Source organism: Granulicatella adiacens ATCC 49175, from assembly GCF_025150565.1.
Classification (GTDB): Bacteria; Bacillota; Bacilli; order Lactobacillales; family Aerococcaceae; genus Granulicatella; species Granulicatella adiacens.
This window is the reverse complement of the sequence record NZ_CP102283.1, coordinates 271,624-283,968: the sequence shown is the minus strand read 5'-3', so window position 1 is coordinate 283,968 and position 12,345 is coordinate 271,624. Positions and strand designations below refer to the sequence as shown.

The 12,345-nt window shown below is 40.0% G+C and carries 11 protein-coding genes and 2 pseudogenes; 3 read left to right on the top strand and 10 right to left on the bottom strand.

Annotated features, from left to right (window positions below; genetic code table 11):
• Positions 1-33: 33 nt before the first annotated feature.
• The 4 genes and pseudogenes from NQ540_RS09760 to NQ540_RS01485 all read right to left on the bottom strand — a co-directional run bounded on the left by NQ540_RS09760 (position 34) and on the right by NQ540_RS01485 (position 5,942).
• A complete protein-coding gene (locus NQ540_RS09760; protein ID WP_223429390.1) occupies positions 34-645 on the bottom strand; it encodes an LPXTG cell wall anchor domain-containing protein in 612 nt (203 codons plus the stop codon).
• A gap of 84 nt (positions 646-729) precedes the next feature.
• A pseudogene (locus NQ540_RS01495) lies at positions 730-4,827 on the bottom strand (beta-N-acetylglucosaminidase domain-containing protein); the annotation flags it as partial.
• A gap of 261 nt (positions 4,828-5,088) precedes the next feature.
• Positions 5,089-5,196: pseudogene (locus tag NQ540_RS09755) on the bottom strand (YSIRK-type signal peptide-containing protein); the annotation flags it as partial.
• Positions 5,197-5,417: 221 nt separating this feature from the next.
• Positions 5,418-5,942, bottom strand: coding sequence for an NUDIX domain-containing protein (locus NQ540_RS01485; protein ID WP_039849283.1), 525 nt, complete (start codon positions 5,940-5,942; stop codon positions 5,418-5,420).
• A 434-nt stretch (positions 5,943-6,376) separates the two neighbouring features.
• On the opposite strand from NQ540_RS01485, the gene NQ540_RS01480 reads away from it, so the two are divergent.
• The 3 genes from NQ540_RS01480 to NQ540_RS01470 all read left to right on the top strand — a co-directional run bounded on the left by NQ540_RS01480 (position 6,377) and on the right by NQ540_RS01470 (position 8,503).
• Entirely contained in the window at positions 6,377-7,030 is a 654-nt protein-coding gene (locus tag NQ540_RS01480) for a hypothetical protein (protein ID WP_005607561.1), read from the top strand.
• A gap of 153 nt (positions 7,031-7,183) precedes the next feature.
• On the top strand, positions 7,184-7,810 hold the full coding sequence (locus NQ540_RS01475; protein ID WP_039849236.1) for a hypothetical protein: 627 nt from the start codon (positions 7,184-7,186) through the stop codon (positions 7,808-7,810).
• Between the two features lie 36 nt (positions 7,811-7,846).
• Positions 7,847-8,503, top strand: coding sequence for a hypothetical protein (locus NQ540_RS01470; protein WP_005607566.1), 657 nt, complete (start codon positions 7,847-7,849; stop codon positions 8,501-8,503).
• A 56-nt stretch (positions 8,504-8,559) separates the two neighbouring features.
• On the opposite strand, the gene NQ540_RS01465 is transcribed toward NQ540_RS01470, so the two are convergent.
• From NQ540_RS01465 to NQ540_RS01440, 6 genes are all read right to left on the bottom strand, one after another.
• A complete protein-coding gene (locus NQ540_RS01465) occupies positions 8,560-9,117 on the bottom strand; it encodes a GNAT family N-acetyltransferase (protein WP_005607567.1) in 558 nt (185 codons plus the stop codon).
• A complete protein-coding gene (locus NQ540_RS01460) occupies positions 9,105-9,389 on the bottom strand; it encodes a rhodanese-like domain-containing protein (protein WP_005607569.1) in 285 nt (94 codons plus the stop codon). Before NQ540_RS01460 ends, NQ540_RS01465 begins: the two co-directional genes overlap by 13 nt.
• Before the next feature lie 36 nt (positions 9,390-9,425).
• Complete coding sequence (locus NQ540_RS01455) at positions 9,426-9,995, bottom strand: DNA-3-methyladenine glycosylase I (protein WP_005607572.1); 570 nt, start codon at positions 9,993-9,995, stop codon at positions 9,426-9,428.
• A 217-nt stretch (positions 9,996-10,212) separates the two neighbouring features.
• Positions 10,213-11,247 carry a S66 family peptidase gene (locus NQ540_RS01450; RefSeq protein ID WP_005607573.1) on the bottom strand — a complete coding sequence of 345 codons (1,035 nt, stop codon included), beginning with the start codon at positions 11,245-11,247 and terminating at the stop codon, positions 10,213-10,215.
• Between the two features lie 43 nt (positions 11,248-11,290).
• Positions 11,291-11,761, bottom strand: a complete 471-nt coding sequence (locus NQ540_RS01445; RefSeq protein ID WP_005607575.1) for a GNAT family N-acetyltransferase — start codon at positions 11,759-11,761, stop codon at positions 11,291-11,293.
• A gap of 2 nt (positions 11,762-11,763) precedes the next feature.
• On the bottom strand, positions 11,764-12,303 hold the full coding sequence (locus NQ540_RS01440) for a putative immunity protein (RefSeq protein WP_005607577.1): 540 nt from the start codon (positions 12,301-12,303) through the stop codon (positions 11,764-11,766).
• Positions 12,304-12,345 lie beyond the last annotated feature (42 nt).

Sequence of the window (12,345 nt, the reverse complement as noted above, 5' to 3'; positions counted from 1 at the left end):
AGGTCTTTTCTCTTACTGTCTTACTTTTTGAGATTACGCTTCTTCTTTCCCTTTTTTATAGAACAATGTTCCAAGAGCAAGCGCTAAACTTGCGACAAAGAGAGAAGTGTTTGCATCGCTTGTTCCAGTAGCTGGAAGTTGATTTGCAACAGCTCCATTGACGGTTTCAGGTTTAGCAACTGGTTTTTCACCTGCTGGAGTCGTTCTACCTGGTTCTCCGGAAGCTACTGCTGGAGGTGTAGAAGGAGTTGTAGGAGTCCACGGCGTTACTGGCGATGTTGGACTCGTCGGTGCCGTTGGTGTTGTCGGTGCTGTTGGGTTCGCTACAGCCACGGCTCCTTTATACACAACTGCGTAAACACTGAAGTGAGTCGTATTAAAGGTTACTTTTCCATCTTTTTGAGTAGATGCTAGAGCTTCCAATCGTTTTTCAGGAGTAATGTAGTAAATCGTTTCTACTTCAGCATCAGCTTTCACTGGAACCGTCACAGCAACTGTTCCATTTGGCTGAACAAAGCCACCTGCCTTTCCTCCTAAACGAATATCATACGCATCATATTTTTTGCCATCCAATGTTTGATCAAGAACCTTTTGAACTGCTAAGTCTTTCACTGGTTCTAAGGCGGTAGTTGACCCCGAAATCATCACACCTGTAGCCTCGTCTTTCAACTCTCGTTTAGCGACAGTCGAATCAATTGGCGTTAATGGCGTTACTGGTTTGTCTGGTTCAGGCTGTTGAATTTCATCTGGAGTGACTTCTTTAGTAAAGGTTGATAATTCGTAGAACTCTGCAGGTCCACCTTCCCAAGAAACTTTCACGTCAAGAATTCGTGGATTTTCTCCTGGAAGTGCAAATGTTTGGAAGCTAGATTTTACTTTGCCCAGTTCTTTCCACACAGATTCTCCTGCTTCATTCAATGTACGCACTTTGACTTTTACAGTGGTTCCTTCTGGGACATCTGCAATTAAACGAACGTGATTTACAGCCGTTTCTTCTGATAAGTGGTAAACCAGTTCTCCCTTATTCTCTGTTGTCGCATAACTAGTTAATACATTTCCATCCGTTAAATGTTTCTTCAAGTTATCTTTGTCTTCTGTTCCACTTCCTGTCACTGTAGGATTATTTTCAGGATTGATAAACTCACCATCATTGATTTCGATTTCGCTAAAGCCTAAGAAACGTGCATTATAATCCGCTGTAAAGAGCACACGCATAAACTTAGCAGTAACTGGTTTATCCAGAACTCCTTCAATATAACGGTTTCCAGGTTTAGCCGCATCATGTGTCCAACCATCCGTTAGAGAGTTGTCACGAATTTCATTTTCGACCCCGTCACCCACTGTAACCACATCGGTCCAGTTCTTACCATCTTCACTGACTTGGATCTTACCATCTCGTAAATAATTCCGTTCCGCATCTTGGATGTATGCACGAATCTTCTTCACTTGACGAGTGGTACCGAGTTTCATCACGATTTCACCATTTTTACGTTGATAATCGGAAAACTCAACGAAATTGTTGTAATCTCCATCAAATAATTGACCTATATTGTGAATGCGACGTACGTCATTTGCTCCATAATATTGGTGGATGCCCATTGTGGTTGATTGAAGTTCGGTTGGTTCCACTTCTTTTGTCTTCACAATTAACTTACCAGCAGGAAGTGCTTGGTCTTTATCCGTCTTATTCACGAGACGAACATAACGAACGAAGGTATGTTCTGGCAATTCGTCTGCACGATACCATTCGACTTCATTGGCAGAGTACTCTAGTGTTAATCCTGTTTCTCCTGCATCTTCCAGAGTAATCGAAGAAGCTTCATGTAGGCGGTCTAATTTCATTCCAAGATATCCATTTGCTGGAATATTGGTTCCTTGAGGTAATGTCATTTCATAACGTCCACGGCTATCAGCGACTGGCGTTTCCTTCAAGCTATCCACACTTGTAACGGTCAAATCCGTATTTGGAGTGAAAACATCTACCGTGAAGTCCGCGATTCTCCACCATTTATTCAAGGTTTGTGTATTGCGAACACGCACAAATTGCGCTGTAAATTCTTTGATAATATCACTCGTTCTTTCTCCAGCTAATGTTTGAAGCGTCGTCCAATTAGTTCCGTCTGTCGAATATTCGATGACACCCGCTGCTAACTTGTCGCGTTCTCCTTGAACAAGGTGTACTCGTTTGATAGCTTTAGCAGCCCCTAAATCCATTTGTACCCAAGCATTTTCTGGGGTGACATTGGTTTGGTTTGCATGTGCCATCATAGATTCTGTTGTCGCATTTCCATCTTGCATTTGAACGACACTAGTTCCATATTTATATACTAGATTAGAACTTAAAGTGATATTTGCTTTTACCTTCTTGCTACCCGTTTCTAGTGGTCGATTGACGGCGATTTCGCGCATGGCAAGCCAAGCATTATCCTTTTTAGCAGTTGCACGCATCCGAACGGCTTGTGCAGTAATATCCAGATTATTGAATTCAAGGGTACGCTCTCTACCTGTATAGGCTGGAGTCGTGAGCGCTACCCAATCCCCTTGCTCATTTTGATATTCAACAACGGCATTACCGAATGTGTAGTTATCGGCCGTCTTGGTTCCTGTAGCAAATCCGAGCGTATGAATCTTAATCGCTTTGTTGAAACGTAATCCCACATAGTCATCTCGTTCAATTACGGTTGTCGTCTTCACAATTACATGTGTATCGTAATCTCCGTCTGTGACTTCAGCAAGTCCGCCTTCAGCACCCGCACGGTTTGTAATAAATGTAGTTACCAGTTTGTCTGGGCGAAGCATCGTCTGAATATGCGTTGCTAAATATTCTTTGAGATTATTAATAAACGGGCGAATATGTTGAACGCCAAATTCAGCACGTTCATAGTGATCTACATAGAAGAATGCATAACTAATGGATTGGTCATAATGCTTCAATCCTGCGTAGTAGTTATCCCACACTTTCGCATCATTCTTTTCTGCCAGTCCTTCTGTTGCCGTTAATAGGGCTTCGAGCGCATTCATTTGATCTACTGTATTGTCTAACCAATAGTGAATTTGGTGAATAAGTTTCTTATCTGCTTTTTCTTTTAGAAGAATTGCGTCAGCTTTCAATTGGGCAAAAATTTCTTTTAATTCTTTTCTTTCTACATCCAAGTTTTGACCTGACTTCAATTTGTTATAAAAGGCGGTCAATTTAGGTGCAAGTTCTACTGACTCTTCTAATTTTGTAACATGAGGAGGTCTGTTTTGGTTTCGCATATGTTTTCCAAGTTCGCGGAAGGCTTTGGAAACTTCACTGTCTTTAAAATTACCATTGACCACATAGTTAAAGGCGGTGTCATTAATTTGTTCTGCTTCTTGTGCACTTCTCCATTGCTTCCAGCCGTATTGAGCCATATCAAAGAGTGCTACTTTGGAAGCTTCTGATTGTTGCATTGGATTCAGCATAATTCCATTTGAAAGCGACAAATCAACATTTGGATGCAAGAATTTTTCTCCGCCACCAAGAATTAAGTGTTGTTTTGTATTGTCATTACATGGCCAGTTAATCCAGAAGTGAATTGGACGATATTTCTTTCCACCTTCTGTCAAATTTCGTTTCAAGTTCGTTAAGAAAGTTTGATCCACAGCTCCCCATACTTTCCCACCTGTCAATGTTAAATGGACTGTTTCTGGAAGGTGTTCGTTTAGTGTACGAAGTTCATCCTCTGTCCCTTGTCCCATATACCAAGCAGGCACAAAAATCATATCTTTACGAAGACCGCTATATGTTTTTTGTTTTTCCGTTAACCAATCTGTCAAATCACGCATTAAACGGATATAGCTATTGTATCCACCGACTGGCCAAGCCGCATCATCGGCAAGCACCCCAAATTCACGAACCCCTGCATCGAGTAATTGTGTAAATTTATTTTTGATGACAGAAAGATCTTCTTTATATTTCTCGTCGTTTTCAAAGCGCATTTTGTTATGCATGAATGGATGGATTGTCCATACATAGCGTGTCTTCGTTTCATTTCCGACACGAGCTAAGTCCCGAATTTCTGCTAGTTTTTCCTCTGGGTATAAGTCGCGCCACTTTTTGTTGTGATATGGATCGTCTTTTGGTGCGAAGTAGTATTGCGTTAATTTTAAGTCGCCACCATATTTCATTAAATCTTCGCGGTTTTCCTTCGTCCAAGGATTGCCATAATATCCTTCAATAAACCCACGATTCTTCGCTTCGGCATAGTCTTCTACCGTCACATCACGAAGAACAGGAGTTGGTGAATCTTTGAGCATGTGTTTCAAGGTTGTAAGGCCAAAGAACACCGCGTCTGTGTCTTTTCCGACAATGGATATTTTATTGTTTTTGACTTGTAAAACATAGGCATCAATTTTATTGTATAAATTTTTTGAAACATCTTGAACTTCTTTTTCAGCTAGTGAAGATTCCCCATGAACCCCTAGGAAGATATTCGTATATCCTTCTGCTTCTTTTTCACTTGTTGTATAAGAAACTTGATTCGCTTGTAAAATTTCTTTTGCACGATTACGTGTATAGATATCTAAACTATCGCTAAATACCAGATTTACTTTCCCTTCTAGTGCAGTTACCCCTTCTCCATAAGTGACCTTTTGTGGTGTTGGGAATACAGTATATTCCTTTTTCGTCACTTCTTTTTTTGCCGCATCGATTTCTGCTTTCGTTGCTGGCTTATCTGCTGTAAATTGGTCGGCTTTCTCCACCGTTCCATTTACTTCACGTGGCTTCGTTGTTGCTTCTGTTGCTGTATTCGGTGTCGTTGTCGTTGGAGCTTCTGTAGCAGTTACCTCTTCCGTTGGTTTAGCCTGCGTTGCAACGGTTGTCGCTTCTGCTTCAGTTGGCTTAGCTGTTTCTTCTTTTGAGGGTTGAGTTTTCCCGGTCTCAGATGCGGCCGTTCCTTCTTTTGGAGTAGCGGCAGCTTCCTCTTCCGCTTTGTTTGCTTGCCCCTCTTTTTCTGCCTTTTCAATCGCTTTTAATACTTCGTCCGGCAATTGGTTTAAGGAAGGTGCCTCACTAATAGCCCCATTTTCGGTGCTTGGTTCCCCTTCGACCTCTGCTGCTAAAGCAACCGGAGATGCAAAAAAAGTAGCCCCAATCATTACTGAAGCGACTCCTACTGAAAATTTGCGAATACTGTACTTACATTTTTTATCAAAAAATCTCTTACCCATAAGATTTTCGACTTCCTTTCGTTTTATTTTTAGTAAGCGTTTGCAACAAAACCTAAAACAATCCCTAACCTTATTGTTTACCGATTTATATGCACCTTTAATATAGCAAAACCAACTGGTAGTTACAAGTTGAATTTGTGATTTTATTAAGAAAATAATCGATAAAAAAAGTAACCATGAATAGGCTTCCCCTACTATGATTACTTTTTCTTCTTTTCATTTTATTTTACGCCACTTAACCATTTCCTTGCCCACTCAAGAACGGGTAATTCGCGGTTTGCAAGAAGGACTCCCCATGGTTTAGAAGCACACTTTTGATACTCAGAAACGGCCTCTTCATAAGTCATCTTTAATGTCGACAATTGAAATTCCTCTTGTTCTTCTGGAGTCATATCGGTTTCTCCGAAAGACTTGATCTGGCAAAGATAGTAATGATTTACATTATGACGATGAATCTGATTATAGTAGTCGCTAACTAGACCAATTGTACAAAGGATTTCTACCTTGACCCCCAGTTCTTCCTTTAGTTCCCGGTGGATGGCTTCTTCTGTTGACTCTCCTTCTTCTACACCTCCGCCAGCTGTTTCAATAAAAACGCCATTCCCGAAGATATCATCGCGGTGTACCCGCACGAAGTAAAAATACCCCTCTTCGTCTACCACAATGGCTCGCACAATTTTTCGATCATGCGTAATCGTCGTCTGCTCCCACTGCGTATCTTCTAATGTTAATGCTAATTCCTTCACTGCCAAACTCACTTTCTATAGTATTCCTCTACGTAAATATCATTAATAACACAAATAGTACAAGAAATCCAACACCTAGGATTAACTCAACTTGCCCAACTCGAATCGCATCTGTATCCTTTTGGCTCCCCGCCTTCTTCCGTGCTTTGAAATCATTGATGAGACTATACTGCTTTTTGAACAAGATGAGATATCCAAAAAGGCAAAAGGTTATCCCGATAACAAATAGGATAATTTTTAACAGGTGCATAAGTCTCACCTCATCATTAATCGTAGTTCTATTATACCATCTATTGAAATAAGCTGTTATCTTATTTCCTCTCTAATGGTTAGGGCTAACTTTTATCAAAGCAAATAAACTAATGTCTGAACTTTTAAAAAATCTTAAAAAATGATACACTAATGCTATAAATTCATATTTTAGGAGTGTAACGATGAAAAACAAAATCTTATTAGGCTCTGTTACTGTTCTTTCTGCACTTGTGTTTGCAGCATGCGGTAACTCTACTAAAGAAACAAAAGAAACGACGACCGTACAAACAACGGAAGCTGTTAAAGAAACAACCACGCAAGCAACCACTCAAGCGCCGACAACAACTGGAGCTTCTTCAGAAGAAAAAGAAATCTCACTCAACGACACTCAACGTGTTGGACGAGACGACGCTGGATACGTCAATGTTCCTAAAGATTGGGTCAACTTTAAAGATGTGAATGGTGGCCCACAATTCCAGTACTCAGCACTCGATGGGTACAACATTATTACATTAAATGGATTCACTCAAGATCAAGCAAAACCTGGTGAAGGAGAAACTTGGGGAGCAGAGATGATTGCCAATCGTCTAGCGGCTAACTGGAGTGGTCAACAAAATGTTGATAAAATCCAAGGTACTAAAACAAAAGTATCCGGAATGGATGCTTACCTCTTACAACTCTTAATGAAAGATGGAAAATACTACTTTACTTGGATTTTTGAAAAAGGGGATAAAGTCTATACCGCTTCTTTTGAAGGAGACAAAAAGACGATTGTAACGATGATTTCACTTATCGAACAAACTTGGGGTCTAGATCCTAAGAATCCTGGAAAATAATCACTAGCAACCTAAAAGAGACTAGTCCACGCGATTAGTCTCTTTTGTTATCCCCTATCTATCCTCATCTTTTGTAAAATGTTTTTTATTTAAATTCAATCCGTACCGTGATATAATACAAATATAATAAATCTGTTGAGGAGAACAACTATCTTGAAAAACAAAATTTTATTAGGTTCCGTAACGCTTCTATCTGCGTTAATGGTAGCGGCTTGCGGGAACGGCGAAAAGAATGCAACGGAGACAACCGCAGCGCCAACAACCCAAGCAAATACAACGGCAACTGTAACGACTACAACAACTGCTCAGTCTTCTAACGTAAAAGAAATCTCACTTGCAGACACTCAACGTATCGGAAATGCGGATACTGGTTATCTCAATATCCCTAAAGACTGGACCAAGAATAGCGAAAATAAAGTACAATATGTTTCACCAGATCAGTATAATGCTGTGGCACTATACAATTTCACTAAAGATAAAGTAGAACTTGGAAGCGGTGAAACATTTGGTGCTGAGTTAATGGCTAATCGTACATACGCTAAGTTTAAAAACTCAAAAGAAGTCGACCAAATAAAAGGTGTAAAAGCCAAATTCGCTGGCGAGGAGGCTTTCTTACTTAAAGTCCTATTTACAGATGGTAAATACTACCTCTGTTGGTTTTTCCAAAAAGGTGAGATAATATACGCCATCGAAGTCGAAGGTTCTGAGGATATGCTTAATGCTTTAAGACCTGTGATCGAACAGACTTGGAGCTTAGAGGCAAAAACTCCTGGACAATAATCAAAAATCTGAACTAAATGAAGGGGATTAATTATTATGAAAAACAAAATTTTATTAAGTTCTGTAACGCTTCTATCCGCATTAATGGTAGCGGCTTGCGGGAACGGAGAAAAGAAAGCAATAGATACTGTTGCAACACCAACTACTGAAGTCGCTAAAGAAACTACGGCTACACCTACTACAACTGCTCCAACAACAACTGCTGGCGCTTCTTCTACTACTAAAGAAGTTTCACTTTCAGATACTCAACGCGTTGGCCGTGAAGCATCTGGTTATGTCAATGTTCCTAAAGATTGGGTCGCATACCAAGATAAAAATACTGGTTCTCAATTCCAGTTTTCTTCACCAGATAAATACAATGTATTATCAATGAACTCCTACACTAAAGACTCTGTCAAACTTGCTAACGGAGAAACCTTTGGCGCAGAGTTAATTGCGAATCGTTTGTATGACCACTGGCAAAATGACAAACAACAGACTAGTCTACAAGGCTCAAGAGCTAAATTTGCTGGAGAGGATGCCTACTTAATGAAAATTGCATTCTCTGATGGTAAATACATGTACGAATGGGTCGTTCAAAAAGGCGAGAAAGTATACGCGCTTGCAATAGAAGGTACAGCCGATACGATTAATAGCTTAAGACCAATTTTAGAACAATCATTTGGCTTAGATCCAAAAACTCCTGGAAAATAATCACTACTTGCATATTAAAAGAGACTGATTCGCGTAATCAGTCTCTTTCTTTATTGTTATGCTCTTGTAGTCCACTCTTCGCGTAAAATTCCATATTTTACGCTGTCATAATACTGTCCTTGATAGTAACGGACTTTACGGATTTGACCTTCTTTTAGGAACCCTAATTTCTCAGCAACGGCCATCATCGCGCTGTTCCCACTCCAAGTCGTCAGGCCAATATGTTCGAGCGCATCGATTTCTTGGAAAATAGCATCCACCCACTTCGTCAGCGCGTTCGTTGCAATTCCCTCGCCCCACAACTGATCGTCATAAATCACAATCCCAATTTCTAGCCAGCGAGTAGCTTCATCCACCCATGTTTTTGAAACCATCCCCACAGGCAGGCCTCCAGCGACAATACATCGGCAATCTTCGCTCATTAAAAAGTTCGCAACCAAGCTCGCTTCAAAACTTTTGGCATCGTCAAACTTGCGATAATCATTAAAATACGGTGCGTTCCACTTCGTCCACTCTGGTTGATCCGTAGAAAAACCAATCTTCCAAATCTCTTGCAGAAAGCTTTTGTTAAATGGCTCTAGTTGAACTTCGGTCGTTTTCTTTAAGCTTGCCACTGATTCATGCCACCTTCAACATTCGTCACGTCAAAGCCTTTTTCTTCCAAAAATTGACAAGCCCTTGCTGAACGCATGCCCCCTTGGCAGATAACGTAGTATTTTTGCTCTGGATTTAATGTTGCATACTCTTGTTCCAACGTACTTAGAGGATAGTTCTTTGCTGTTGGAATATGTCCGTCTTGAAATTCTTCCTTTTCTCGTACATCTAACACCGTGATTTCACTTGTTTGGTATAATTCTTTAAACTCGTTTGCAGCGATTTTTTTCATGTTTCTCCTTCACCTTTCTCCTATTCAAAATAAATTTTAATTCTTCCCTACCCTTCTAAACTCACAGTCCAGAAGGTGGTCATTTACCATCCCTACCGATTGCATAAATGCATAAATAATAGTAGAGCCAATAAATTTAAAGCCTCTTTTCTTCAAATCTTTACTGATTTCGTCCGAAAGCTCCGTTTTTGCGGGGACTTCTGTTATGGATTTCCAAGAATTGATGATTGGGGTATGATTGACAAATCCCCATAAATAGTCGCTAAACGACCCAAACTCTTCACATATCTTAAAGTAAGCTTTGGCGTTGTTCGCAACAGATTTTACTTTCAATCGATTTCGGATGATTTCTTTATTTTGAAGGAGCTCAGCTTCCTTGTCTTCATCATAGTTCACCACAATGTCTGGATCAAAGTTATCAAAGGCTTTACACAACCCTTCCATTTTTTGAAGGATCGTAGACCAACTAAGGCCTGCTTGCATCCCTTCTAAACAAAGCATCTTAAATAATTCCTTATCGTCAAAGATAGGGATTCCCCACTTTTCATCATGATATTTTTGTTCAAGTAGACTTTGGTTAGCCCAATCACATCTTTTTGTTTCCATATTTACTCCTTTTCCATAAGAGTTTTAGTCCTCAGGTTCGGATTCCCTATACAGTAGCGATTTCATCCAATACCTAAATTTATTAGAATTCTCCTCATTATGGCATTTCTATTCCCATTTGTCAGTAAATACATCTTGGGGACTGTTTTAAAAAAATGAAAGCAGACTCCTCTTCCGCATTTGAGTCTGCTTCATTACTCTCAGTTCTGTAATTTTATTATTCATAGATAAAACGAATCAATTGGTCGTCTACATCCACTTGAGCTTCAATCCCAAAAGGAATAATACAACGAGGTGTCGCATGTCCAACATTGATATTGTAGACAATGGGTAGCTGCTTCTCCCCTAATTCTGACAGAAGAATCTCTTTATACTCATCATAGTAAGTTTCATTTTGTGGTTTTCCAACAAGCACACCAGACACCACATCAAAAAGTCCGTAGCGTTCTAGCGTTTGAATCATCTTTTGGAAGTGTTCAGGAGTCGGTTGTTCTTCACTCGTCTCTAGAAGCAAAATTTTTCCTTTCCATTCTTCTAAAGTAGGAAATAGTTGATACTGCTGCACGAGGCGAACCATATCCTCATAACTTGAATTTTCGAGACATTCCGACATGGATTCCAAACACCCTCCTAGGATTTGCCCTTTAAACTGAGCAGCCCCTGAAAGCAACTCAAACCCGTGATTTGGAAAACTTGGCATCGAAACCCCTAGTCCTTTTTCACTAAAGTCTTCTCTTTCTTGAACCCAGATGTCGCTCGGCCTGATTTCTTTAATTCTTCCCGTTGTCAGTAATTCCTCAAAATACGATTTTGTATACGAAAGCATTTCCTTCGAAAGTTCACACACATCTGGCAAAAACGCTTGCCCATAGAAACTGCGAATGCCCACCTTATGCAACATCAAATGATTGATGGTCGTATCTGAGAAACCTAGAAAGATATTTTGCTTGGCAACCTTTTTAAGCGCGTCTTGTTCAAATAAATAAGGGAGTAGTCGGTACGTATCATCTCCACCAATGGCACATAAAATCATATCTATCGAATCATCCTGAAAAGCGGTTAGTAAGTCTTGCGCTCTACATTCGGGATGTTGCTTTATAAATTCTAGCCCTTTTAATGCATGAGGTAAAAATACAACTTCTATCCCATATTCTTCTAATCGTTTCTTCCCAAGATTGAGTTCATGTTGAATGAAACTCTCCCCTAAAATTCCGCTAGACAAACTGACGATACCAATCTTCTTTACTTTCATCGAATTCTCCTCTGTGTCCTATTTTCTGTTGTAATCTTCCGCTTCATTCCCCTAAATATTTAATATAGATTTGACACGGATTCCATTCATCCCACAATGTCGGGAAGCATTCTAACTCCTTATACCCCATCGCCTTATAAAAAAGATTCGTGCGATCATACTGCTCGTAATGTCCCATTTTCACAGTCTTCACTTGAGAATAAGTGTACCCTAATTTCCTGGCTAGTTGTTCATACGCCTCATTTAATTTTTGGCCGATTCCTTTGCGGTGAAATTCCTTTTTGACTCCCATCACAAAAATATCTGCACAATCCTCACTCGTAGCATTCAACACAACATATCCTGCGAGCTTATCCTCTACAAAACAAGCTAGAAACGGCTTATCCATCGCATCATCGACATATTCCTGCGTGCTTTCTGGCATGCCAAACCATTCTGGAAGATCATATAAAACTTCTTTTGAAATCGATTCTTTTTCCTTTTTATCTATAATTTCTCTAATACTCATGTTCATCTTTAGTATCCTACTTTCTTTAAAAAGTCTTGCGCTAATGAAATTTGTCTCTCTCTTTCCACTCTTACTCGGTCTAAATCTTTTGGATCCTTCAGTTGGATGACTTTGATTGCATAATCAGAAGAAACCATCGCATGTCCTCTCATATGAGCCGACGCTATGGCTTGCGCGTACACTCTGGCAGCAAACTTACTGATATCCGCCTTCGACCGCTTTGATAAAGTGTTGGCTAAAAATCCTGCTTGACAAAGCTGATAGGCGCTTATCTTACCCTCAAGTCGCTGTTGAAATACATTCAAAGTTTCCTCTAGAATAGATTCCTTATCAGCAAAGTTTTCAATATCCTCTATAAACCTACGGGCATTTTCAACAGCCCAACGCGCAATCTCTTTATGCGGTAATTGTTCAAGGAGCTTTTCTAACTCCAGCCTCTTCTGGGGGATATCGGTGACTTTAATTTTATATTCAGACGGAACCTTCACGTCCCCATTGATATAACGATTTCGCTCCCACTCATTCCAAGAATACTCTTCCGGCTTCATTTGTTTCGCCTCAAATCTCTTTAAACTATATCGTCATTATAA